We start from the raw sequence: 23,522 nt of genomic DNA, 5'->3' as shown, positions 1-23,522 counted from the left end.
AACGGAATTGTTGTGCTCGCGCCACTTTGTTGCCGTAACGGAAAGTATATTGGATCAAGGTCCCGCGTCACCTTTTTGGTAAGATTGTGATGCATTAAACGTGAGCGGGAAGCAGATCGGCGGATCCGTCGGTCGACTGGTTAAGAAAACGAAGGGACGATCGAGCAAATGAAGCGCAAGGTAACCAAAGCCGTCTTTCCCGTCGCGGGCCTCGGAACTCGCTTTCTGCCTGCCACCAAGTCGATCCCCAAAGAGATCATGACCCTCGTGGACCGCCCGCTGATCCAGTACGCGATCGACGAGGCGCGCGCTGCGGGGATCAAGGAATTCATCTTCGTCACCTCGCGCGGCAAGGGGGCGCTCGAGGACTATTTCGATTACGCGCCCACGCTCGAGGCGTCGCTGCGCAAGTCGGGCAAGGACGATTTGCTCAAGATCCTCGAAACCACCAACATGGAAAGCGGCGCGATCGCCTATATTCGCCAGCACAAGCCGGCGGGCCTGGGCGATGCGGTGTGGTGCGCCCGGCGCCTGATCGCGAACGAACCCTTCGCGGTGATTCTGCCCGATGATGTGATCGCGTCCGACAAGCCCTGCCTTCAGCAGATGATCGAGGCCTATGAGGAAACCGGTGGCAACATGGTCGCCGCTATGGAAGTGCCGCACGAAAAGACCAAGGCCTACGGTATCCTGGACGTCGACCGCGACCTGGGCGACAAGGTTCTGGTGAAGGGCATGGTCGAAAAACCCGCCGTGGACGAGGCGCCCTCGAACCTGGCGGTGATCGGACGCTATATCCTGACGCCCAAGGTGCTGCACAACCTCGATCAGAACCGCAAGCATGGCCGCACCGGCGCGGGCGGGGAAATCCAGCTGACCGACGCCATCGCCGAAGAAATCGACGGGCAGGGCGTCTATGGCTTCCGCTTCAAGGGGCAGCGCTTCGACTGCGGTTCCAAGGCCGGATTCCTGCAGGCCACGGTGTCCTTCGCCATGGCGCGCCCCGAGTTGCGCGACGAGTTCATGGAATATCTCGTCGACCTGGTTTCGATGCGCGAGGCCGCCCAGTAACCCCGCGGCCCCATGCGCCTGGCCGAGGCTCCGCAACCTGCCGGCGGGAAGGGCAGGCGGCCGCTGCGCCGCACCGCGATCCCCGACTGGCATGCGCTTTGGACGGCCTATCGCATGCACTGGACGCGCCGTCGGCTGTTGTTGCGCGCGTTCCGAAAGCGTGGCCAACTGATTCCGGTGTGCGACCGAACGGGGCAAATCGGCAAGGCGGATATCCTGGGCCTTGCCTCCGTCCGGAACGAGGCCGAGCGGCTGCCATATTTCCTGGCCCATCACCGGGCGCTGGGCGTTGCTCATTTCCTGGTGGTGGACAATGACAGCGACGACGGCACACGCGATCTGCTGGCCGCCCAGCCCGACGTTTCGCTTTGGCGCACCGGCCACAGTTACCGCCTGTCGCGGTTCGGGATGGATTGGCTGACCTGGCTGATGATCCGCCACGGTCACGGCCACTGGTGCCTGACCCTGGATGCCGACGAATTGCTGGTCTATCCGCATCACGACACGCGGCCGCTGCCCGATCTGACCGCCTGGCTGGATGCGCATGGCCAGCCCGCCTTCGGCGCGGTGATGCTGGACCTGTATCCCAAGGGTCCGGTCGCCGACGGCCACTATGCGCCCGGGCAGGACCCGACCGAGGTGATCGGCTGGTTCGACGCGGGCAACATCGCCACCAAGTACCAGCCGCCCCTGAAGAACCTGCTGGTGCGGGGCGGCGTGCGCCAGCGGATGTTCTTTGCCGCCGAACCCGAACGCGCGCCCACCCTGTCCAAGACGCCGCTGATCCGCTGGCACCGGCGCTATGCCTATGTCAGTTCGACCCATTCGGCGCTGCCCACCCGGCTGAACCGGGTGCGGGGCCGGGAGGCCGGAGACTTGCCGTCGGGCGTGCTGCTGCATACCAAGTTCCTGCCCTCGATCGTAGAGAAATCCCGCGAGGAGAAGCGCCGGCGCGAGCATTTCGCCAATTGTGCGCTGTACGAAGATTATTACGACGCGCTGATCGCCAATCCCGATCTCTGGTGTCCCGACTCGACCCGTTATGACGGTTGGCGCCAGCTCGAGGCGCTGGGCCTCATGTCACGGGGCGGCTGGGACTGAAGTCCGCGCGCGAATGGTCCGTTTACTTGCGCGGGCCGCCTGCGTATCTTTCACGGCGAGCAGTGACCGAGGGATGGTCGGTGCCGGAAGCAGACCGATAAGGGGCGCGGCAAGACGCCTTTAACACGCGGTTAGCCGGTTTCCGTTAGGCCAGAGGCAGACTCCCGAAGTCGGACACAGGCAGGAGAGCCATTGGGCGCGCTGTCCTCATACCGTATGCGCATGGAGCGCAAGCTGTGGAAATTCAGGGCGCGGCGCAAGCGCTGGCAGCTTTCGCGCGTCGCCGACCGCACCTCGGACATCGCCCCGACCGACGTTCTGGCCTTTGTGGTGCTGCGCAACGAGGCGGTCCGCCTGCCCTATTTCCTGGACTACTACCGGCGCCACGGGATCGGCCATTTCCTGGTGGTCGACAACGGGTCCGATGACGGCTCGCGCGAATTCCTCGCCGATCAGCCCGATGTCTCGCTCTGGTCGACCGATGCCAGTTACCGCAAGGCGCATTTCGGCCTGGACTGGGTCAACTGGCTGCTCATGCGATATGGCCACGGGCACTGGACCCTGACCGTGGATGTCGACGAATTCTTCGTCTACCCGTTCTGCGACACCCGCTCGATCCCGGCGCTGTGCGACTGGCTGGATACCTCGGCGATCCGGTCGTTCGGGGCGATGCTGGTGGACATGTATCCCAAGGGTCCGATCGACGCCCTGCCCTATCGCGCGGGCCAGGACCCGTTCGAGATCGCATCCTGGTTCGACAGCGGCAATTACACGATCCGCAAGAACGGGAAATACCGGAACCTGTGGATCCAGGGCGGGCCCCGCGCGCGCGCGTTCTTCCCCGACCGGCCCGAACGGGCGCCCGCGCTGAACAAGATCCCGCTGGTCCGCTGGGAACGCGGTTTCGTCTATATCAGCTCGACCCACATGCTTTTGCCACGGGGTCTGAACCTCGTTTATGACGAGTGGGGCGGCGAAAAAGCGAGCGGCGCGCTGTTGCACGCCAAGTTCCTGGATGGGTTCGTAGACAAGGCGGCCGAGGAACTAACCCGCCGCCAGCACTATGCCAACAGTCACGAATACCGCGCCTATCACGCCAAGCTGAAGGACCACCCGGATCTGTGGTGCAAGTGGTCCGAGAAATACATCAACTGGCGCCAGCTCGAAATCCTGGGGCTGATGTCCAAGGGGAACTGGGCATGAGCGTGGGGTTCGTCATGCTGGTGCACACCGCGCTCGACCGGGCGGCCGCAGTGGCGCGGCATTGGGCGGCGCAGGATTGCCCGGTGGTGATCCATGTCGACCGGCGCGTGCCCCGCGCCGAGATGCGCGCCTTTAGGGCCGGGTTGGGGGATCTTGCGAATATCCGCTTCTGCGGGCGCTATCGCTGCGAGTGGGGCACCTGGTCGATCGTCGCCGCGGCCATCGCCGGAACCGAGATGGCGCTCGAGGAATTTCCCGAGATCGACCATGTCTACCTGGCCTCGGGCTCTTGCCTGCCGCTTCGCCCAGTGGACGAGTTGCGCGCCTATCTGGCCGAACGGCCGCGTACGGATTTCATCGAATCCGTCATCGCCGAAGAGGTGGACTGGATCGTCGGGGGGCTGGGCAAGGAAAGGTTCTCGCTGCGTTTTCCCTTTGCATGGAAACGCCACCGCCGGTTGTTCGACCGCTATGTTCGCCTCCAGCGCCGGTTGGGGGTCCGCCGTCGCGTGCCCGAGGGGATCGCGCCGCATTTGGGCTCGCAATGGTGGTGCCTGACGCGGCGAACGCTGACGACGATCCTGAACGACCCCCGGCGCGAGATCTATGAACGTTATTTCCGCCGGGTCTGGATCCCCGACGAAAGCTATTTCCAGACCCTTGTGCGACGACACGCGACCGAGATCGAAAGCCGCTCGCTGACGCTGTCGAAGTTCGATTTCCAGGGCAAGCCGCACATCTTCTACGACGATCACCTGCAACTCTTGCGCCGGTCGGACTGTTTTGTCGCGCGCAAGGTCTGGCCGCAGGCGAACCGGCTTTACGATACCTTCCTCGGGGCCGATGCTGGCGCGGCCAACCGTGCCGAACCAAACCCCGGCAAGATCGACCGGCTGTTTTCCAAGGCGGTGGAGCGGCGCACCCGTGGCCGGGCGGGGTTGTACATGCAAAGCCGGTTCCCCCGCGAAGGCTGGGAAAACGGGCGCACTTGCGCGCCCTATTCGGTGTTCGAGGGTTTTGCCGAGCTGTTCCAGGATTTCGAGGACTGGTTGGGCCGGTCGGTCGGCGCGCGGGTCCACGGCCACCTGTTCGACCCCGAGCGGGCGCAGTTCGCCGGGGGCGTGCCGGTCTATAATGGCGGTCTGTCCGACAGCGCGGCGATCCGCGACTACGACCCCAAGGCGTTTCTGACCAACCTGATCTGGAACACACGCGGGGAACGGCAATGCTGGCAGTTCGGTCCCGCCGACAACCAGCAGATCAGCTGGTTCATGGCGGCCGACCCGAACGCACAGATCTCGGTCATCACCGGGGCCTGGGCCGTGCCGCTGTTCCACTCCCGGCAAAGCTTTGTCGATCTGCGCAAACGTGCGGCCCAGTTGCAGCGGATCGAGGCGGCGCACCTGCAGATCCTGCGCTCGCCCCATACGCGGGCGCGGGTGCGGATCTGGACGATGGCGGATTTCGTCCAGAACCCGATGGAACCCCTGCAGATCCTGATCGACGAAATCGCGCCGCGCGCCCAACGCCGCCTGACCGAGGCGCCGCGATTGGCCGATCTGGCGGGCTTTGGCCAATTCCTGCAGAACCTCAAGAACCAGGGGATGAAACCGCATCTGATGGGCGATTTCCTGGTGGGCGACGAGTTGCAGGCCCTGCCGGCCCGGCCCAGGAAACCCTACCTGGTGCAATGACGTGACCGGCGCCGGCCCCTTCGACAGCTTCGTCATCTTCGCCGAGATGCGGACCGGATCGAATTTTCTCGAGGAAAACCTGAACGCCGTCCCGGGGCTGCGGTGCTATGGCGAGGCGTTCAATCCGCATTTCGTCGGTGGCAAGGACAAGCGCGCGCTTCTGGGTGTCACCCAGGATCAACGCGACCGCGACCCCGCGTTGTTGCTCGACGCGATGGCGCGGGCGGACGAGGGATTGCCCGGCTTTCGCTTTTTCCACGACCACGATCCGCGCGTTCTGGCGCGCGTGCTGGCCGATCGGCGCTGCGCCAAGATCGTGCTGACCCGCAACCCGGTCGAAAGCTATGTCTCGCAGCGGATCGCGCGGGAAACCGGCCAGTGGCGCCTGACCGACATGAAACATGCCCGCACCGCCCAGGTTCGGTTCGATGCGCGCGATTTCGCCCGGTATCTCGACCAAGTGCAGGCGTTTCAGCTTCGGCTGCAGCGCGGCTTGCAGACCAGCGGGCAAACCGCCTTTTACCTGGCCTACGAAGACATCGCCGATGCCGAGGTGCTGAACGGGCTTTTGGCGTTCCTGGGTGTTGCGGCGCGGATCGAGACGGTATCGGACCGCCTGAAAAAGCAGAACCCGGACCCCCTGTCGGCCAAGGTGGTGAATTTCGCCGAAATGGAAGACGCATTGGCCCGGTTCGATCGGTTCGACCTGTCGCGGACCCCCTGTTTCGAACCCCGCCGCGGTCCCGCGGTGCCCGGCCATGTCGCCGCGCCCGAAAGCCCGCTGTTGTTCCTGCCGATCCAGGGCGGACCCGTGGCGCAGGTCGAGGCCTGGCTTGGCGCGCTGGACGGCACCGGCACCGGGGCGCTTCGGCGCGGCTTTACCCAGAAATCGCTGCGCCAATGGAAACGCCAAAGCCCCGGCCATCGCAGCTTTACCGTGGTGACGCACCCGCTGGCGCGCGCGCATGCGGCCTTTGCCGCCCATATCCTGCCCACGGGGCCGGGCAGTTTCCCGGTGATCCGCGCCGCGCTGCGCCAAAGCTATGGCGTGCCCCTGCCCGAGGGCGCGCCAGGCCCGGACTACGACGCTGCCGCGCACCGGACGGCGTTCTTCGCCTTCCTGCGCTTTCTCAAGGGCAATCTCGGGGGACAGACCGGGCTGCGCGTCGATGCCAGTTGGGCGTCGCAGACCCGAGTGCTGGAAGGATTTGCCCAGGTCGTGCTGCCCGACATGGTGCTGCGTGCCGAACGGATGGCGATCGAATTGCCGATGCTGGCCGCGCAGGTGGGTGCCGACGCGCCCGGCCTGCCCGCGTCGCAGGACGACCCCTCGCCGGTGCCGCTGGCCGCGATCTACGATGACGAGATCGAGGCCGCGGCGCGCAACGCCTATCAGCGCGACTATATGGGGCTGGGGTACGGTCCCTGGACGGCGGGCTAGGTCACGCCGCCTGTGTCGAGGTCTGCGCCTCGGTCAGAACGGCGTGCAGGGTCGCCGGGTCGGTATTGGCGCGCAGCTTGCCGCAGATCGTCGCGTCGCGCAGCGTCCGCGACACCAGCGCCAGCGCCTTGAGGTGGTCGACCCCGGAATCCTCGGGCGCGAACAGCGCAAAGATCAGGTCGACGGGCTTGCGATCGACCGCACCGAAATCGATCGGCTTTTCCAGCCTGACAAAGGCGCCGCGCACGTTGTCCAGCCCGGCCAGCCGGGCGTGGGGCAGTGCGACGCCGTGGCCGACCCCGGTCGGCCCCAGGCTTTCGCGTTCCTGCAGCGCATCGACGGCGGCATTCGCGGACAGCCCATAGACGGCATGCGCGACCTCTCCCAGTTCCTGGAACAGGCGCTTCTTGCTCGACATGGTGCTGAGAACCCGCACGGCTTCGGGTTTCAGAAGTGTGGAAAGCTGCATATGCCTCTCGCTTCTGGCGTGCCGCGCGCGCGTGGGCGCGCGGCAGGTCGGCTTCGGCTTACGGGTCGATCCAGCCCACATTCCCGTCTTCGCGGGTGTGAACGACGTTGATCTTGCCCGTTTTCTCGTTTCGGAACACCAGCAGATCCTTGCCGGCCAGTTCCATCTGCATCACCGCCTCGCCGACCGAGATCGACTGGATCTGGGTCTCCATCTCGGCGATGATCATCGGCTGAAGGCTCTCGGGCTCGGCGTCCTCCGTGTGCTCGGATGCGGCCAGAACATAAGAAGCTGCCTGCATCAGTTCAACCGGTTCGGCGCGGTCGCGATGGTGATCTTTCAACCTGCGCTTGTAGCGGCGCAGCTGCTTTTCCATCTTGTCGCAGCAGCTGTCGAAGGCCGCGTAGATCTCGGTGGCGTGGGCCTTGGCCTGCGCCGTCAGACCGGTCGACAGGTGAACCGTGGTTTCGCAGACATACTCATGCGCATTGCGCGAAAATACTACGTTCGCGTCAGTCGGGCGCTCTGCGTATTTCTGCACGACCGCGTCCAGCTCGTTCTTGACGTGGGTTTGCAGGGCCTCGCCGATGTCGATCTGTTTGCCGCTGATCTGATACAGCATCTTGCCTCCTAGGATTGCCTGCCTTTCGCAGGGTTGCCCCCCGTTAAAGGTGAGGGGCGCCGGGGTCAACGGTTTAAGGGTTTCGGGTCAGCCGCATCGCGCCTTTCGCCTCCTGCGGTCGAAGGATGACGGAATGGTCAGGCATTGGCGGTATTTGGCGACAGTTCGCCGGGCGATGTCAACGCCCTCGCCGCGCAACATCTCGGCGATCCGGTCATCCGACAACGCGTCGTCGGGCGGTTCGTCGTCGATCAACCTGCGGATGCGCTGCTGCACGGCATAGGCGGTCACGCCGCGTGCACCCGGTCCGGGCAGGGCCGGCGACACGAACAGCGACAGCGGATGCACCGCGCCGCGGAAACTCAGCGCCTTGTCGGCCAGCGCGCGGCCCACCGTCGAGGGGTGCAGACCCAGCGCCCGGGCCATCTCGGCGCGGGTCATCGGGGCCAGATGCTCGATGCCCTCGGAAAAGAACCGGTGTTGATGCGACAGGATCAGCCACGCCACCGCCCGAAGCGTGCGTTCGCGAAAGCGCAGCGCGCGGACCAGGCCCTGCGCCTCGTCGCGCATCCGCGTGCCCCCGGCCCCGCGTGCAAGCCCTTCGGCCAGGTTGGTGTCGACCTCGACATTGGGTAGCATGTGACGGTCCAGCGTCGCGGTGAATTGCCCGTCGGGCCCCTCTTCGACCAGGATTTCGGGCACCGGGGGCAGCGGGTCGCCATTGACCGAGTCGCCCGGGCGGGGTGTCAGCCGCGGCAGGATTTCGGCCATTCGGCGCAATGCCGGTTCGGACAGCCCCGTGGCCGCGGCCAGCGCGGCGAATCGTTGCTCGGCCAAAAGGTCCAGATGCGTGCAGGCCGCGCGCGCCTCGGCCTCGGGGACCCCGTGTTCGCGCAATTGCAGGGCCAGGCATTCCTCCAGGCTGCGTGCCCCCACCCCCGCAGGCTCGCAGGATTGCAGCGCGGCGATGGCGGCCTCGATCTGGTCGGGGGCTGCGCCCAAGGCCGTCAGGGTTTCGGCCGCTTCGGCGTCAAGATACCCGTCCTCGCCGACATCGCCGGTCAGGAACCGCGCGATGGCGGCGGTCGCCGGGTCCAGCGGCATCAGCGCGATCTGGCGGCGCAACCGTTCCCCCAGGGGGTCGGGCGCGGCCAGCGTGTCGGCGGGGGTCCAGCCGGCCTGCGCCGCGTCGGGCAGGGGGTCGTGCAGCCGGATCAACGGGTTCTCGGCGGCCGCGCGATGCAGTTCGGCCGACAGGTCGGCCGCGGGCATCCGCAGGATCGCCAGCCCGTTGCGCATCCCCGGCGTCAGGCGCAGGCCCTGCGTCGGGCGCGGGGACAGGGAAAGACGGAAGTTCATGCGATACCGGTCACGATATCCGGAAACTCTGGCCCAGATAGACCCGCCGGACGTTCTCGTCGCGGATCACCTCCTGGGTGGTGCCGCTCATCAGCACCTTGCCATCGTGCAGGATATAGGCGCGGTCGACGATTTCCAATGTCTCGCGCACGTTGTGATCGGTGATCAGCACGCCGATGCCGCGGGTCTTGAGGTCGGCCACCAGTGCGCGGATTTCCCCCACCGCGATCGGGTCGACCCCGGCGAAAGGTTCGTCCAGCAGCAGGTATTTCGGGTTCGCGGCCAGGCAGCGCGCGATCTCCACCCGGCGCCGTTCGCCGCCCGACAGCGACAGCGCGGGCGCCCGGCGCAGGTGTTCGATGGAGAATTCCGACAAAAGCTCTTCCAGACGTTCGCGCCGCTTGTGCCGGTCCCGTTCGACGATCTCGAGGATGGCGATGATGTTGTCCTCGACGCTCAGCCCGCGGAAGATCGAGACCTCTTGCGGCAGATAGCCGATGCCCAGCCGCGCACGGCGATACATCGGCAGGCCGGTCACGTCGCGCCCGTCCAGGGTCACCCGCCCGCCCTCGGGTCGGACCAGCCCGGCGACGGCATAGAAACAGGTGGTCTTGCCCGACCCGTTCGGCCCCAGCAGCGCCACCACCTCGCCCCGGTCAAGGGTCAGGCTGACATCGCGGATAACGGGGCGGCGGCGGTAATTCTTGCGCAGGTCGCGCACCCGCAGCCCCGCCATGCCCTCGGCCACGGTCAGGTCGGTGCGCTCGGGGGTCATTGCGCCCCGCCGGGCTGCAACACGGTCCGGACGCGGCCCTCCATCGAGCCGGTGCCGCGGTCGAGGTCGACCACCAGCCGCTCGCCCGAAATCGCGCTTTGCCCCTGGGTCAACAGCACGTTGCCCGTCATCACGATGCTGCCGCTGTCGATGGTGTAGACCGCGCGATCGGCCTCGGCGGCCTCGGCGCCCAGGGCCAGCACGACCTGGCCGCTGGCCTCCATCCGGGCGATGCGGCGCGAGGCCGAACCCTCGCCGGCATAGACCACCAGCACCTCGTCGGCGGACAGCCGCATGTCGCCCTGCCCGACCAGCACCTCTCCGGTGAAAATGGCGGTGCCGTCGCTCTGGTCGACGCTCAACCGTTCGGCCGTGACCTCGACGGGCAGCGTCTTGTCATGGGACAGCGCGCCAAAGGCGATCTCGGCGTTCTGGGACAGGGCCACCGCCGGGCCCAGCGCAAGGGCCAGCACGGCCAGCGCGACGCGAAACGACACGACCAATCCCTTTCCCCTAATTCTCGGGATCGTATACCAGCTTGACGCCGTCCTTGAAAACCAGAACGTACCGGTCTTCGTTACCGGGATCGGTGCTCAGCCGCATGGCGCCCGCCTCGATCCGGCCGGGCGGGCCATCGGCCTCGACCGGTCCCTCGGCCAGAACCTCGGTCTTGCCCAGCGCCGAGCTTAGCGTTTCCGCCCGTACCCGGTAGCCGGTCGAGGTATCGATCCGCGCGCTCCCTTCCAGCAGCGCGATTTCCGCGTCGCTGTCGACGATGCCGCGTTCGGCGGCGATGTCGGCATGGCTGCCGTCGGGCATGTCCAGCCGGGCGCGCACGTGGTCGGCGGCGGTGCGCCCGGGCGTGGCGGGATCGGGCCGGGCGGTATCGGCGCGCAGCGCGATGGCGGTGCCATCGCGGGTAACGCCCGCATAGTTTGGTGCGCCGATGCGTTGCTCGCGCAGCAATTCGTCGACATCGACCTGGGCATAGGGCAGATCGTCGCCCGTCCCCGGCCCCCGCGAGATCAGGAACAGCGTGGACAACAGCCCCAGCGCGGCCAGCGGCAGCACGATCTTGGCCAGTGCGATGAACCGGGAATAGGCGTTGTCATACGAGGCCATGCCTCAGGCGATCCCGGCGCGCAGGCAGTCGTGGATATGCAGGATGCCCTGCGGCCGGCCATCGGCGCCGACGACGAACAGGCAGGTGATCTTGCGCCCGTTCATCACGCCCAGGGCCTTTTCCGCCAGGTCGTCGGGCCCGGCGGTCAGCGGGTTCGCGGTCATCACCTCGTCGACGCGGCGCTCCAGCAGCCCGTCCATGTGGCGCCGCAGGTCGCCGTCGGTGACGATGCCCGACAAATGGCCCGTCGCGTCGACGACCCCGACCACGCCAAAGCTTTTCTGGCTCATGGTCAGCAGGGCATCCGCCATCGGCGTGCCCGATGCGACCAGCGGCAGGTCGGCGCCCGTATGCATCAGGTCCGCGACCTTGGACAACCGCGCGCCCAGCTTGCCGCCGGGATGGAAGGCGCGGAAATTCTCGGGCGTGAAGTGCCGGTGCTCCATCAGCGCGACGGCCAGCGCATCGCCCAGCGCCAGCGTCATCGTTGTGGATGTGGTGGGTGCCAGGCCCATCGGACAGGCCTCTTCTGCCGCGGGCAGCAGCAGGGCCACGTCCGACTGGCGCAACAGAGTGCTTTCGGCCCGCCCTGCCACCCCGATCAGCGGGATCGAGAAGCGCCGCGTATGGGCGATGATATCGGCCAGTTCCGGCGTCTCGCCCGAGTTCGACAGCACCAGGCACACGTCGCCCTTCGTCAGCATCCCCAGGTCGCCATGGCTGGCCTCGGCGGGGTGGACGAAATGGGCGGGCGTCCCGGTCGAGGCGAAGGTGGCCGCGATCTTGCGCGCCACATGCCCCGATTTGCCCATGCCCGATACGATCACCCGGCCCGAGGCGCCCAGGATCAGTTCCACGGCCCGGGCAAAGCTGTCGTCCAGCCCGTCGGCCAGCATCGACAGGGCATCAGCCTCGCGGGTCAGGACGCGGCGGCCGATGGCGATATAGGTTTCGCGGTTCATGGCCGGCCTCAATGGGCGAAGATGTCGATCTCGGGCCAGCCTTCCAGGTCCAGCCGCGCCCGGGTCGGCAGGAAATCGAAACAGGCCTGTGCCGTGTCCATGCGGCCCTCGCGTTCCAGCATGACGTCCAGCGTCGCCTTCAGCGCATGCAGGTGCAGCACGTCCGACGCGGCATAGTCCAGCTGCGCCGCGGTCAGCGTTTCCGCCCCCCAATCCGAACTTTGCTGCTGTTTCGAGATGTCGACGCCCAGCAATTCCTGCAGCAGGAATTTCAGCCCGTGCCGGTCGGTATAGGTGCGCACCAGCTTCGAAGCGATCTTGGTGCAATAGACCGGCGCCGTAACCACGCCGAATGTGTTCAGCAGGGCCGCGATGTCGAACCGGCCGAAATGGAACAGCTTCAGCACCTGCGGATCGGCCAGCATCCGCGCCAGATTCGGCGCCTGCGTCTGGCCCTTCTCGATCTGAACGAGATGCGCGTTGCCGTCGCCGCCCGACATCTGCACCACGCACAGCCGGTCGCGATGCGGGTTCAGCCCCATCGTTTCACAATCGATCGCCACGACGGACCCGAGGTCCAGATCGTCGGGCAGGTCATGCTTGTATAGGAAATTCGCCACTATGGCCCCTGGTCTTTAGGGGTTGGTGCCCAGGAGAGGACTCGAACCTCCACGTCCGTACGGACACTAGCACCTGAAGCTAGCGCGTCTACCAATTCCGCCACCTGGGCAGGTGTCGTGAGGCGGTGACTTACAGAGGCCCGCAGGTGGTGTCAACGGAGATTCGTCGGGTTTTTTCGCGTGTCTTGCGAGGGGCGGCCCGGCCCTATATTGCAGGGCAGGGCGCAATTCGCGAGGGAGGCTTGCAATGTCCAGGCTGGTGACGATTTTCGGAGGCTCTGGCTTTGTCGGGCGCTATGTCGCACGGCGCATGGCCGATGCCGGCTGGCGGGTGCGCGTTGCGGTGCGCCGCCCGAACGAAGCGATCTTCGTGCGCACCTATGGCGCGGTCGGCCAGGTGGAGCCGATCCTGTGCAACATCCGCGACCGCGACTCGGTCGCCGCCGCGGTGCAAGGGGCGGACGCGGTGGTCAATTGCGTCGGCATCCTGAACGAGGTCGGCCGCAACACCTTTGGCCTCGTGCAGCATTACGGCGCCCTGCACATTGCCGAAGAGGCCGCCAAGGCCGGGGTCGAGCGTCTGGTGCAGATCTCGGCCATCGGGGCCGATCCCCATGCCAAAAGCGCCTATGCCGAAACCAAGGGGCGCGGCGAACAGGCGGTTCTGGAGCAGTTCCCGAATGCCGTGATCCTGCGGCCTTCGGTGATCTTCGGCCCCGAGGACCAGTTCTTCAACCGCTTCGCCTCGATGGCGCGGTTCGCGCCGGTGCTGCCGGTCACGGGCGGCAATACCCGGTTCCAGCCGGTCTATGTCGATGATGTTGCGCAGGCCGCAGTTCTGGGCGTGACCGGCCAGGCCAAACCCGGCATCTACGAACTGGGCGGCCCCGAGGTACGCACCTTTGCCGAACTGATGGAAGAGATGCTCGAGGTGATCGGCCGGCCGAACCGGATCGTTCTGAACCTGCCGCTGTTCGTTTCCGCCGCCATGGCAACGGTGTTCGACCTTCTGCAGCGTCTGACGCTGGAGCTGTTCAAGAACACGGTTCTGACCCGCGACCAGGTGACGAACCTGGCCATCGACAACGTCGTGGGCGAGGGCATGCCCGGCTTTGCCGAACTGGGGATCAGACCCACCGCGATGGAATCGGTGCTGCCGGAATACCTGTGGCGCTATCGCCCCGCCGGGCAGTTCTACGACATCCGGGAATCGGCCAAGCGGCTGCGGTCCTAGGTGTAGGCGATCCCCAGCAGGACGGCGCCCAGCACGACCCGGTAGATGACGTAGGGCGTAAAGCTGATCGAGCGGGCCAGCCGCATCATCACCGCCAGCGCGACCAGCGCCGAGACAAAGGCGAACCCGGCGGCGATGGCGCCGTCGCGGGCCATGGCCAGATCGGCGTCCAGGATCACCTCGCCGCCCAGCAGAACGCCCGAGGCGATGATCGTGGGGATCGACATCAGCATCGAGATGCGTGCCGCGCCGACCCGGTCATAGCCCAGCGCCCGTGCCCCCGTGATGGTGATCCCCGACCGCGAGGTGCCCGGGATCAGCGCGATGGCCTGCCACAGCCCCAGGATCGCCGCGTGTTTCAATGTCCATTGCGGGGCCTTGCGGGTTTGCGGCGACCGGATGTCGACCCACCACAGCAGCAGCCCGAAGACCAGCATCGTCCAGCCGATCACCGCCATGCTGCGCAGCGCCCCGTCGAAGCCGGTCAGTTTGATGATCAGGCCCAGCACCATGACGGGAATCGTGGCCACGATCAGGCACAGCGCCAGGAATGCGCCGGGGGTGTCGATCTGGCCCCGGACGACCCCGCCCAGCCCGCGCAGCGCCAGCATCGCGTCCTTGCGGAAGTACAGGATCACCGCGCCCAACGTGCCGACATGCACCGCGACGTCGATGACCTGGCCCTGGTCGGCCTGGCCGGTCAGGTGCGGCAATAGGATCAGGTGACCCGAGGACGAAATCGGCAGGAACTCGGTAATCCCCTGGATCACCGCGATCAGAAGCAGGTTGTAAAGTTCCATGGGAATCCGCCGCTACAGGAATCGCGGGCAGCATACGCGCTTGATTCGGAATGAGAAGGCACGTGATATGGAATATATACTGACCTAAAATTACCTCATGAGGCGTGGCTGCGCGGTTCGGGGCGAAAATTTTTTCCAAAAAGGTCAGCCTATATGACTTTTAATTGCGCTGGAACGCTCGTATAGAGGCGGCTGGAAAAACGAGGCCGTGCCGCAGGGAGAGTTCCATGTCGAAGCGTCAGATGCTTCAGTTCGTCAGCGTCGCCAAGGAAATGCCCCTGAAGCGGGACGCAGAGTCGCGCGCGCATGATTTCAACGAGATTTATGCCGAGTACGCCGGCGAGAAGGCCGCCGAGCAGGCCGCCCGCTGCAGCCAGTGCGGCGTGCCCTATTGCCAGTCGCATTGCCCGCTGCACAACAACATCCCCGACTGGCTGCGCCTGACCGCCGAGGGCCGCCTGCAAGAGGCCTATGAAATCAGCCAGGCCACCAACACCTTCCCGGAAATCTGCGGCCGCATCTGCCCGCAGGACCGCCTGTGCGAAGGCAATTGCGTCATCGAACAGTCGGGCCACGGCACCGTCACGATCGGCGCGGTGGAAAAATACATCACCGATACCGCCTGGGACGAAGGCTGGGTGCAGCCCATCGCGCCCGCCGAGGAACGCCCCGAAAGCGTGGGCATCATCGGCGCGGGGCCCGGCGGGCTGGCGGCGGCCGACGTGCTGCGCCGGCAGGGCCTGCAGGTCACGGTCTATGACCGCCACGACCGCGCGGGCGGGCTGCTGACCTATGGCATCCCGGGGTTCAAGCTGGAAAAGGACGTGGTGATGCGCCGCGTGCAGCAGCTGGAGCAGGGCGGCGTGGAGTTCGTTCTGAACTGCAACGTGGGCGAAGACATCAGTTTCGACGCGATCCGCGGCAAGCATGACGCGGTGCTGATCGCCACCGGCGTCTACAAGTCGCGCGGCCTGCAGGCGCCCGGCGTGGGCGTGCCGGGCATCGTGCGCGCCATCGACTACCTGACCGCCTCGAACCGGGTGGGCTTCGGCGACAGCGTGCCGGAATTCGAAAGCGGAGAGTTGAACGCGCAGGGCAAGCGCGTCGTCGTGATCGGCGGCGGCGACACCGCGATGGATTGCGTGCGCACGGCGATCCGGCAAGGCGCGGAAACGGTGAAATGCCTGTATCGCCGCGACCGGGCCAACATGCCCGGATCGCAGCGCGAGGTGCAGAACGCCGAAGAGGAAGGCGTGGAATTCGTGTGGCTTTCGGCGCCCAAGGGGTTCGCCGGCGACCCGGTGGAATCGGTGATGGTGCAAAAGATGCGCCTGGGCCCGCCGGACGCCACCGGCCGCCAGACCCCCGAGGTGATCGAGGGCGCGGATTACGTCGAACCCGCCGACCTGGTGATCGCCGCGCTGGGCTTCGAGCCCGAGGACCTGCCGACGCTGTGGGGCGAAACCGCGCTGGAAGTGACCCGCTGGGGCACCATCAAGGCCGATTTCCGCAGCCACGAAACCAGCCTGCCGGGCGTGTTCGCCGTGGGCGATATCGTGCGCGGCGCAAGCCTGGTGGTCTGGGCGATTCGCGACGGGCGCGAGGCCGCCGACAGCATCCTGGCCTATCTGGCGCAGCCCGCGCAGGTCGCGGCGGAGTGACAGCCGGCGGGCGGGAAACGGCGCGAAACCGCGATATGAATTCCATATGAATCGCATATGAATTCCATATGAGTTTCGTGCACCGCCCCCGAGGACCGAGACAAGATTAGGGCATAGCCCCTGACCCATCACGGAAGGGTTCCGACCATGACGAAATACGACGCTGCCTGGGTGGCCAACGAGGAAGCCAAGCGCGCCTACATGGCCGAGCACGGGCTTTACCGCCCCGATGACGAACACGCGTCCTGCGGGGTGGGGCTGGTCGTGGCGATCGACGGCAAGCCGTCGCGCCAGGTGGTCGAGAAAGGCATCGACGCGCTGAAGGCGGTCTGGCACCGCGGCGCGGTCGATGCGGATGGCAAGACCGGCGACGGCGCGGGCATCCACGTGCAGATCCCGGTGCCGTTCTTCTATGACCAGATCCGCCGCACCGGCCACGAACCCCACCCCGAACGCCTGATCGCGGTGGGCCAGGTGTTCCTGCCGCGCACCGATTTCGGCGCGCAAGAGGTGTGCCGGACCATCGTGGAAACCGAAGTCCTGCGGATGGGTTATTACATCTACGGCTGGCGCCACGTGCCGGTGAACACCGATGTTCTGGGCGAAAAGGCCAACGCGACGCGGCCCGAGATCGAACAGATCCTGATCTCGAATTCCAAGGGCGTGGACGAAGAGACGTTCGAGCGCGAGCTTTACGTCATTCGCCGCCGGATCGAGAAGGCCGCCGCCGCCGCCCAGGTGCCGACGCTGTACCTGTGTTCGCTGTCCTGCCGCAGCATCATCTACAAGGGCATGATGCTGGCCGAGCAGGTGGCCGAGTTCTATCCCGACCTGCAGGACGAACGCTTTGCGTCCGCCTTTGCGATCTATCACCAGCGCTATTCCACCAACACCTTCCCGCAATGGTGGCTGGCCCAGCCGTTCCGCATGCTGGCCCATAACGGCGAGATCAACACGCTGAAGGGCAACCTGAACTGGTTGAAGAGCCACGAAATCCGCATGGCGTCCTCGGCCTTTGGCGAGCTGGCCGAGGATATCAAGCCGATCGTGGCGCAGGGGTCGTCGGATTCGGCGGCGCTGGATTCGGTGTTCGAGGTGCTGGTGCGCGCGGGCCGCAGCGCGCCGATGGCCAAGACGATGCTGGTGCCCGAGGCCTGGTCGAACCAGGCGGTCGAGCTGCCGCAAAGCTGGCGCAACATGTATGCCTATGTGAATTCGGTGATGGAGCCCTGGGACGGCCCCGCGGCGCTGGCGATGACCGACGGGCGCTGGGTCTGCGGCGGGCTGGACCGTAACGGGCTGCGGCCGATGCGGTACGTGGTGACCGGCGACGGGTTGCTGATCGCGGGGTCGGAAATCGGCATGGTGCCGACCGACGAATCCACCGTGCGCGAAAAGGGCGCGTTGGGCCCGGGCCAGATGATCGCCGTCGACATGAAAGAGGGCAAGCTGTTCCACGACAGCGAGCTGAAGGACATGCTGGCCGCCAGCCAGCCGTTCAGCGACTGGCTGGAAAAGGTGCACGAGCTGGACGAGACGCTGGCCGGCGCCGAGGAAAAGACGCTGTACGAGGGCGCAGAACTGCGCAAGCGGCAGATCGCGGCGGGCTTCTCGGTCGAGGAGATCGAGTCGATCCTGATGCCGATGGCCGAGGACGGCAAGGAGGCGATCGCCTCGATGGGCGACGACACGCCGTCGGCGGTTCTGTCGGAGAAATACCGGCCGCTCAGCCATTTCTTCCGCCAGAATTTCAGCCAGGTGACCAACCCGCCGATCGACAGCTTGCGCGAATACCGGGTGATGAGCCTGAAGACGCGGTTCGGCAACCTGCGCAACGTGCTGGACGAGGATGGCAGCCAGACGCGCATCATCATCCTGGAAAGCCCGTTCCTGGGCAACGCGCAGTTCGATGAGCTGGTGAAGCAGTTCGTCGTGCCGATGACGGAAATCGACTGCACCTTCCCGGCGGGCGCGGGGCCCGATGCGCTGCGCGAGGCGCTGGCGCGGATCCGGGCCGAGGCCGAGGATGCGGTGCGCTCGGGTGCGGGGCACCTGGTGCTGACCGATCAGCACCAGTCCGAGGACCGGGTGGCGATGCCGATGATCCTGGCGACCAGCGCGGTGCACAGCTGGCTGACGCGCAAGGGTCTGCGGACCTTCACCTCGCTGAACGTGCGGTCGGCCGAATGCGTGGACCCGCATTATTTCGCCGTGCTGATCGGCTGCGGCGCGACGACCGTCAACGCCTACCTGGCCGAGGACACCCTGGCCGACCGGATCAATCGCGGCCTGCTGGAGTGCAGCCTGACCGAGGCGGTGGCGCGGTTCCGCAAGGCGATCGACCTGGGCCTTTTGAAGATCATGTCCAAGATGGGCATCTCGGTGATCTCGTCCTATCGCGGCGGGCTGAACTTCGAGGCGGTGGGGCTGAGCCGGGCGATGTGCGCGGAATACTTCCCCGGCATGCATTCGCGCATTTCCGGCATCGGCGTGACCGGCATCCAGCGCAAGCTGGAAGAGGTGCATCGCCTTGGCTGGCGCGGCGGGCGCGACGTGCTGCCCATCGGCGGCTTCTACAAGGCGCGGCGCACCGGCGAGACCCACGCCTGGGAAGCCAAGACCATGTCGATCATGCAGAAGGCCTGCGACAGCGCGTCCTACGAGCTGTGGAAACAGTTCTCGGCGGCGATGCGGGCCAACCCGCCGATCCACCTGCGCGACCTCTTGGACATCAAGCCCATCGGCAAGCCGATCCCGATCGAGGAGGTGGAATCGATCACCTCGATCCGCAAGCGGTTCGTGACGCCGGGCATGTCGCTGGGCGCGCTGTCGCCCGAGGCGCACAAGACGCTGAACGTGGCGATGAACCGGATCGGCGCGAAGTCCGACAGTGGCGAGGGCGGCGAGGATCCGGCGCATTTCCACCCCGAACCCAACGGCGACAACCCGTCGGCCAAGATCAAGCAGGTGGCCTCGGGCCGGTTCGGCGTGACGGCGGAATACCTGAACCACTGCGAGGAACTGGAAATCAAGGTGGCCCAGGGCGCGAAGCCCGGCGAGGGCGGCCAGTTGCCGGGGATGAAGGTCACGGACCTGATCGCGCGGCTGCGGCATTCGACCAAGGGCGTCACGCTGATCTCGCCCCCGCCGCACCACGATATCTATTCGATCGAGGACCTGGCGCAGCTGATCTATGACCTGAAACAGATCAACCCGCGCTGCAAGGTGACGGTGAAGCTGGTGGCCTCCAGCGGCGTCGGCACGATTGCCGCCGGCGTGGCCAAGGCCAAGGCCGACGTGATCCTGATCTCGGGGCATAATGGCGGCACGGGGGCGTCGCCCGCGACGTCGATCAAGTATGCCGGCCTGCCCTGGGAAATGGGCCTGACCGAGGCGCACCAGGTGCTGAGCATGAACAACCTGCGCGAGCGGGTGACCCTGCGCACCGATGGGGGCCTGCGCACGGGCCGCGACATCGTCATGGCGGCGATGATGGGGGCCGAGGAATACGGCATCGGTACCGCCGCGCTGATCGCGATGGGCTGCATCATGGTGCGGCAATGCCAGTCGAACACCTGCCCGGTGGGCGTGTGTACGCAGGACGAACGCCTGCGCGCCAAGTTCACCGGCAACGCCGACAAGGTGGTGAACCTGATCACCTTCTACGCGCAGGAAGTGCGGGAAATCCTGTCGCAGATCGGCGCGCGGTCGATGGACGACGTGATCGGGCGCACCGACCTTCTGGCGCAGGTCAGCCGCGGGTCGGCGCATCTGGACGACCTGGACCTGAACCCGCTGCTGGTGCAGGTCGATGCGTCGGACCGGCCGAAACTGGACCGTTACCGCCCGCGCAACGCGGTGCCCGACACGCTGGACGCCGCGATCCTGCGCGATGCGCACCGGTTCTTCGAGGATGGCGAGAAGATGCAGGTGTCTTACGCGGTGCGGAACACCGACCGGACCATCGGCACCCGCGTGTCCAGCCACATCGTGCAGAAGTTCGGGATGCGCAACAAGCTGCAGCCCGACCACCTGACCGTGAAACTGGCGGGCAGCGCGGGGCAGTCGCTGGGCGCGTTCGGGGCGCCGGGGCTGAAGATCGTGGTGGCGGGCGATGCCAACGACTATGTCGGCAAGGGCCTGTCGGGGGCGACCATCGTGGTGCGCCCGCCGCTGTCCTCGCCGCTGGTGGCGTCGGACAACACGATCATCGGCAACACGGTGCTGTATGGCGCGACGGACGGTTACCTGTTCGCGCTGGGCCGGGCGGGCGAACGGTTCGCGGTGCGCAACTCGGGCGCGCGGGTCGTGGTCGAGGGCTGCGGCTCGAACGGCTGTGAATACATGACCGGCGGGGTGGCGGTGATCCTGGGCCGGATCGGGGCCAATTTCGGCGCGGGCATGACCGGCGGGATGGCCTATCTGTACGATCCCGACGGCATCGCCCAGGACCGGATGAACATGGAGACGCTGGTGACCTGCCGGGTCACCGTCCAGCACTGGGAGGCCGAGCTGAAAGGCCTGATCGCGCGCCATGCCGAGGAAACCGGAAGCCGCCGCGCGCGCGACATCCTGGACCACTGGGACCTGGAAAAAGGCAACTTCCTGCAGGTCTGCCCCAAGGAGATGCTGGCGCACCTGTCCCACCCGCTGGGCATCGAGGAACGCGCGGTTCCGGCGGAATAGGGTCTGTTTCGGCCCGAAGACATCTGACCCCCGCGGTGCCTGCCGCGGGGGTTTCGCGTTCCGGGACAATGGTCAAGCGCGCGGCGCTGGGCTATGACGCGGCCCATGGCACGGCAAACGAAATCACGCTCTGGCAAGGGCGCGCGCAAGAAACCCGCGCCGCGCAAACGCGCATCGGCAAGGCCGGCCCTGCCGCTGGGCGCGCGGCTGCGGCGGTGGGGGCGGCGCGGGGCGTTCGGCGGGCTGGCGCTGGTGGGTCTGGCGATCCTCGCGCCCGCCGTTCTGAACCCGCCGACCACATGGACGATGCTGTCCGAGGCGCGGCGGCTGGGCGGGATCGAGCATCACTGGATCGCCGCCGACGATATCGCGCCGGTCATGCTGCGCGCGACGGTGGCGGCGGAGGATGCGAATTTCTGCCGTCACTGGGGCTTTGACATGCGCGCCATCCGCGGCGCGATCGAGGCGGGCGGGCGCTATGGCGCCTCGACCATCAGCCAGCAGACGGTCAAGAACGTGTACCTGTGGCAGGGGCGCAGCTGGCCGCGCAAGGCGCTGGAGGCGGTGATCACGCCGGGGGTCGAACTGGCCTGGTCCAAGCGGCGCATCCTGGAGGTCTACCTGAACGTGGCCGAGTTCGGCGAGGGCGTGTTCGGCATCGACGCCGCCGCGCGGCACTATTTCGGCGTGCCGCCCGCGCAACTGTCGGCGGCCCAGGCCGGGGCGCTGGCCGCCGTCTTGCCCGACCCCAAGGGGCGCAACGCCGCCCGCCTGACGCCCGCCCTGAAACGCCGGGCCGCGCAGATCCTGGATGGCGCGGCCACGATCCGGGCCGATGGGCGGTCGGACTGCTTCGAGAGTTGAAAAACCGCGCCCAAGCGGGCAAGAGGGACCACAGGTGTACCCCCGGTCGTGCCATGAACCGTCTCTATCACGTCGCGCTTTCGCCCTTTTGCCGCAAGGTCCGCCTTGTGCTGGCCGAGAAGAAGATCGAGGTCGAACTGGTCGAGGAACGCTATTGGGAACGCGACGCCGATTTCATGCGCCGCAACCCCGCGGGCAAGGTGCCCGTGCTGCGGATGGACGGGCGCAGCATGGCCGAAAGCCAGGCGATCTGCGAATACCTCGACGAGACGTACCCCGACCCGCCGCTCTTGCCCGGCAGCCCCGCCGACCGGGCCGAGGCGCGGCGACTGTGCTTCTGGTTCGATGACAAGTTCCACGCCGAGGTGACGTCGAACCTGCTGTATGAACGCGTCAACAAGAAGCTGATGGGCCAGGGCTATCCCGACAGCCGCGCGGTCAAGGCGGGCGCGCAGGCGATCAAGTATCACATCGATTACATGGGCTGGCTGCTGGACCAACGCCGGTGGCTGGCGGGCGACGTGATGACGCTCGCGGATTTCGCGGCCGCCGCGCATCTGTCGGCGCTGGACTACATTTCCGATGTCGACTGGAACCGCAACGCCGCGGTCAAGGACTGGTACGCCAAGATCAAGTCGCGCCCCGCCTTCCGCAACATCCTGGCCGACCAGGTGCCCGGCTTTCCGCCGCCCCGGCACTACGCCAATCTCGACTTTTGAGCGCGGGTCTCAAGGATCGCCTGAAGGCGCGCGCCCTGGACGAGGGGTTCGCGGCGATGGGCGTGTGCCGCCCCGACGCGATTCCGCAGGCCCCGGCCCGGCTGGCCGCGTTCGTCGGCCAGGGCCGCCACGGCCAGATGACCTGGATGGCCGAGCGCATGGCCTGGCGCGGCGATCCGGCGGCGCTGTGGCCGGCGGCGCAATCGGTGGTGATGCTGGCCGAACCCTACACCCCCGAGCATGACCCGCTGGACGTGCTGGCGCGCCGCGACCGGGCGGCGATTTCCGTCTACGCGCAGAACCGCGATTACCACGACGTGGTCAAGAAACGGCTGAAACGGCTGGGCCGCTGGCTGATCGACCAGGCGCCGGGGGCGGAAATCAAGGTCTTCGTCGACACCGCCCCGGTGATGGAAAAACCGCTGGCCCAGGCCGCCGGTCTGGGCTGGCAGGGCAAGCATACGAACCTGCTGTCGCGGGACTTGGGCAACTGGGTCTTCCTCGGTGCGATGTTCACCACCGTGAACCTGCCCCCCGACCCGCCCGAGACGGACCATTGCGGACGCTGCACCGCCTGCCTCGACATCTGCCCGACGCGCGCCTTCCCCGCGCCGTTCCAGCTCGATGCGCGGCGCTGCATTTCCTACCTGACGATCGAGCACAAGGGCCCGGTGGACGAGGCCCTGCGCCCGGGCCTCGGCAACCGCATCTATGGCTGCGACGATTGCCTGGCGGTGTGCCCGTGGAACAAGTTCGCGGTCGCCGCGACCGAGGCGAAATACGCCGCCCGCGACGACCTGTGCGCCCCACCGCTGGCCGAGTTGGCGGCGCTCGACGATGCCGCCTTTCGCGCGCGCTTCTCCGGCTCGCCGATCAAGCGGATCGGGCGCGACCGCTTCGTGCGCAACGTCTGCTATGCCATCGGCAATTCCGGCGACAAAACGCTGATCGGGCCGGTTCAGAGACTGATCCACGACCCCGACCCCGCCGTGGCCGACGCTGCGCGCTGGGCCGTCGGGCGGCTTTCGGACCCCTGACCCCCGTCTTTTTCTTGGTCCAAATACTCCGGGGGGTCGCGGGGGGCAGCGCCCCCCGCGCGGGTCGCCCCGGCGTCAGCC

The 23,522-nt window shown here is 66.7% G+C and carries 20 protein-coding genes and 1 tRNA gene; 11 read left to right on the top strand and 10 right to left on the bottom strand.

Annotated elements, in window-relative coordinates:
* Positions 1-168: 168 nt before the first annotated feature.
* From EV662_RS13055 to EV662_RS13035, 5 genes are all read left to right on the top strand, one after another.
* On the top strand, positions 169-1,071 hold the full coding sequence (locus tag EV662_RS13055; protein ID WP_132463178.1) for a UTP--glucose-1-phosphate uridylyltransferase: 903 nt from the start codon (positions 169-171) through the stop codon (positions 1,069-1,071).
* 114 nt (positions 1,072-1,185) lie between these two features.
* Positions 1,186-2,172 (top strand): glycosyltransferase family 2 protein, encoded by a 987-nt coding sequence (locus tag EV662_RS13050; RefSeq protein ID WP_132463175.1) that lies wholly within the window; start codon positions 1,186-1,188, stop codon positions 2,170-2,172.
* Between the two features lie 216 nt (positions 2,173-2,388).
* Positions 2,389-3,375: a glycosyltransferase family 2 protein gene (locus tag EV662_RS13045; protein ID WP_132463451.1), complete on the top strand. Its 987-nt coding sequence runs from the start codon at positions 2,389-2,391 to the stop codon at positions 3,373-3,375.
* Positions 3,372-5,069 carry a DUF5927 domain-containing protein gene (locus EV662_RS13040; protein ID WP_132463172.1) on the top strand — a complete coding sequence of 566 codons (1,698 nt, stop codon included), beginning with the start codon at positions 3,372-3,374 and terminating at the stop codon, positions 5,067-5,069. The genes EV662_RS13045 and EV662_RS13040 overlap by 4 nt, the downstream gene beginning before the upstream one ends.
* Before the next feature lie 46 nt (positions 5,070-5,115).
* Positions 5,116-6,510, top strand: a complete 1,395-nt coding sequence (locus tag EV662_RS13035) for a nodulation protein NodH (protein WP_207903619.1) — start codon at positions 5,116-5,118, stop codon at positions 6,508-6,510.
* A 1-nt stretch (position 6,511) separates the two neighbouring features.
* Here EV662_RS13035 and EV662_RS13030 read toward each other — a convergent pair whose 3' ends face one another.
* The 9 genes from EV662_RS13030 to EV662_RS12990 form a co-directional block, all read right to left on the bottom strand.
* Positions 6,512-6,979, bottom strand: coding sequence for a PTS sugar transporter subunit IIA (locus EV662_RS13030; protein ID WP_132463166.1), 468 nt, complete (start codon positions 6,977-6,979; stop codon positions 6,512-6,514).
* 58 nt (positions 6,980-7,037) lie between these two features.
* On the bottom strand, positions 7,038-7,601 hold the full coding sequence (gene hpf / locus EV662_RS13025) for a ribosome hibernation-promoting factor, HPF/YfiA family (RefSeq protein ID WP_132463163.1): 564 nt from the start codon (positions 7,599-7,601) through the stop codon (positions 7,038-7,040).
* A gap of 87 nt (positions 7,602-7,688) precedes the next feature.
* Positions 7,689-8,960, bottom strand: coding sequence for an RNA polymerase factor sigma-54 (locus tag EV662_RS13020; protein ID WP_132463160.1), 1,272 nt, complete (start codon positions 8,958-8,960; stop codon positions 7,689-7,691).
* 10 nt (positions 8,961-8,970) lie between these two features.
* Positions 8,971-9,735 (bottom strand): LPS export ABC transporter ATP-binding protein, encoded by a 765-nt coding sequence (gene lptB / locus EV662_RS13015; RefSeq protein ID WP_132463157.1) that lies wholly within the window; start codon positions 9,733-9,735, stop codon positions 8,971-8,973.
* The gene (gene lptA, locus EV662_RS13010; RefSeq protein WP_132463154.1) at positions 9,732-10,232 is read right to left on the bottom strand and encodes a lipopolysaccharide transport periplasmic protein LptA; all 501 of its coding nucleotides are present in this window, start codon (positions 10,230-10,232) and stop codon (positions 9,732-9,734) included. The genes lptB and lptA overlap by 4 nt, the downstream gene beginning before the upstream one ends.
* A gap of 16 nt (positions 10,233-10,248) precedes the next feature.
* Positions 10,249-10,857: a hypothetical protein gene (locus EV662_RS13005; protein WP_132463150.1), complete on the bottom strand. Its 609-nt coding sequence runs from the start codon at positions 10,855-10,857 to the stop codon at positions 10,249-10,251.
* Between the two features lie 3 nt (positions 10,858-10,860).
* Entirely contained in the window at positions 10,861-11,820 is a 960-nt protein-coding gene (locus EV662_RS13000; protein WP_132463147.1) for a KpsF/GutQ family sugar-phosphate isomerase, read from the bottom strand.
* A gap of 8 nt (positions 11,821-11,828) precedes the next feature.
* Positions 11,829-12,440: a ribonuclease D gene (locus EV662_RS12995; protein WP_132463145.1), complete on the bottom strand. Its 612-nt coding sequence runs from the start codon at positions 12,438-12,440 to the stop codon at positions 11,829-11,831.
* 23 nt (positions 12,441-12,463) lie between these two features.
* Positions 12,464-12,550 (bottom strand) — tRNA-Leu (locus EV662_RS12990).
* A 137-nt stretch (positions 12,551-12,687) separates the two neighbouring features.
* Between EV662_RS12990 and EV662_RS12985 the strand changes: the two genes are divergently transcribed.
* Positions 12,688-13,674, top strand: a complete 987-nt coding sequence (locus tag EV662_RS12985) for a complex I NDUFA9 subunit family protein (protein ID WP_132463142.1) — start codon at positions 12,688-12,690, stop codon at positions 13,672-13,674.
* Here EV662_RS12985 and EV662_RS12980 read toward each other — a convergent pair.
* A complete protein-coding gene (locus EV662_RS12980; RefSeq protein WP_132463139.1) occupies positions 13,671-14,474 on the bottom strand; it encodes an undecaprenyl-diphosphate phosphatase in 804 nt (267 codons plus the stop codon). The genes EV662_RS12985 and EV662_RS12980 overlap by 4 nt on opposite strands.
* A 227-nt stretch (positions 14,475-14,701) precedes the next feature.
* Here EV662_RS12980 and EV662_RS12975 point away from each other — a divergent pair, with 227 nt between their 5' ends.
* The 5 genes from EV662_RS12975 to queG all read left to right on the top strand — a co-directional run bounded on the left by EV662_RS12975 (position 14,702) and on the right by queG (position 23,441).
* Entirely contained in the window at positions 14,702-16,135 is a 1,434-nt protein-coding gene (locus EV662_RS12975) for an NAD(P)-dependent oxidoreductase (protein WP_132463136.1), read from the top strand.
* Between the two features lie 147 nt (positions 16,136-16,282).
* Positions 16,283-20,821, top strand: a complete 4,539-nt coding sequence (gene gltB, locus EV662_RS12970) for a glutamate synthase large subunit (RefSeq protein ID WP_132463133.1) — start codon at positions 16,283-16,285, stop codon at positions 20,819-20,821.
* Positions 20,822-20,926: 105 nt separating this feature from the next.
* Positions 20,927-21,685: a monofunctional biosynthetic peptidoglycan transglycosylase gene (mtgA, locus tag EV662_RS12965; RefSeq protein WP_132463130.1), complete on the top strand. Its 759-nt coding sequence runs from the start codon at positions 20,927-20,929 to the stop codon at positions 21,683-21,685.
* Positions 21,686-21,738: 53 nt separating this feature from the next.
* Positions 21,739-22,404, top strand: a complete 666-nt coding sequence (fzlA, locus tag EV662_RS12960; RefSeq protein ID WP_132463127.1) for an FtsZ-binding protein FzlA — start codon at positions 21,739-21,741, stop codon at positions 22,402-22,404.
* Positions 22,401-23,441: a tRNA epoxyqueuosine(34) reductase QueG gene (gene queG, locus EV662_RS12955; protein ID WP_132463124.1), complete on the top strand. Its 1,041-nt coding sequence runs from the start codon at positions 22,401-22,403 to the stop codon at positions 23,439-23,441. Before fzlA ends, queG begins: the two co-directional genes overlap by 4 nt.
* The last annotated feature ends 81 nt before the right edge of the window (positions 23,442-23,522 follow it).

This window comes from Rhodovulum marinum (assembly GCF_004343075.1).
Classification (GTDB): domain Bacteria; phylum Pseudomonadota; class Alphaproteobacteria; order Rhodobacterales; family Rhodobacteraceae; genus Rhodovulum; species Rhodovulum marinum.
Note: the sequence above shows the minus strand (reverse complement) of the source record. Positions and strands in the feature narration are given on the sequence as shown.

What these genes read in the sequence shown, in the direction of transcription:
- EV662_RS13050 (WP_132463175.1), top strand. Translation starts at nt 1,186, where the DNA reads ATGCACTGGACGCGCCGTCGGCTGTTGTTGCGCGCGTTCCGAAAGCGT.
- EV662_RS13035 (WP_207903619.1), top strand. Translation starts at nt 5,116, where the DNA reads ATGCGGACCGGATCGAATTTTCTCGAGGAAAACCTGAACGCCGTCCCG.
- EV662_RS13045 (WP_132463451.1), top strand. Translation starts at nt 2,389, where the DNA reads ATGCGCATGGAGCGCAAGCTGTGGAAATTCAGGGCGCGGCGCAAGCGC.
- EV662_RS12975 (WP_132463136.1), top strand. Translation starts at nt 14,702, where the DNA reads ATGTCGAAGCGTCAGATGCTTCAGTTCGTCAGCGTCGCCAAGGAAATG.
- gltB (WP_132463133.1), top strand. Translation starts at nt 16,283, where the DNA reads ATGACGAAATACGACGCTGCCTGGGTGGCCAACGAGGAAGCCAAGCGC.
- EV662_RS13020 (WP_132463160.1), bottom strand. Translation starts at nt 8,960, where the DNA reads ATGAACTTCCGTCTTTCCCTGTCCCCGCGCCCGACGCAGGGCCTGCGC.
- EV662_RS12985 (WP_132463142.1), top strand. Translation starts at nt 12,688, where the DNA reads ATGTCCAGGCTGGTGACGATTTTCGGAGGCTCTGGCTTTGTCGGGCGC.
- EV662_RS13030 (WP_132463166.1), bottom strand. Translation starts at nt 6,979, where the DNA reads ATGCAGCTTTCCACACTTCTGAAACCCGAAGCCGTGCGGGTTCTCAGC.
- hpf (WP_132463163.1), bottom strand. Translation starts at nt 7,601, where the DNA reads ATGCTGTATCAGATCAGCGGCAAACAGATCGACATCGGCGAGGCCCTG.
- fzlA (WP_132463127.1), top strand. Translation starts at nt 21,739, where the DNA reads ATGAACCGTCTCTATCACGTCGCGCTTTCGCCCTTTTGCCGCAAGGTC.
- EV662_RS13040 (WP_132463172.1), top strand. Translation starts at nt 3,372, where the DNA reads ATGAGCGTGGGGTTCGTCATGCTGGTGCACACCGCGCTCGACCGGGCG.
- EV662_RS13055 (WP_132463178.1), top strand. Translation starts at nt 169, where the DNA reads ATGAAGCGCAAGGTAACCAAAGCCGTCTTTCCCGTCGCGGGCCTCGGA.
- lptB (WP_132463157.1), bottom strand. Translation starts at nt 9,735, where the DNA reads ATGACCCCCGAGCGCACCGACCTGACCGTGGCCGAGGGCATGGCGGGG.
- EV662_RS12980 (WP_132463139.1), bottom strand. Translation starts at nt 14,474, where the DNA reads ATGGAACTTTACAACCTGCTTCTGATCGCGGTGATCCAGGGGATTACC.
- EV662_RS13000 (WP_132463147.1), bottom strand. Translation starts at nt 11,820, where the DNA reads ATGAACCGCGAAACCTATATCGCCATCGGCCGCCGCGTCCTGACCCGC.
- EV662_RS13005 (WP_132463150.1), bottom strand. Translation starts at nt 10,857, where the DNA reads ATGGCCTCGTATGACAACGCCTATTCCCGGTTCATCGCACTGGCCAAG.
- mtgA (WP_132463130.1), top strand. Translation starts at nt 20,927, where the DNA reads ATGGCACGGCAAACGAAATCACGCTCTGGCAAGGGCGCGCGCAAGAAA.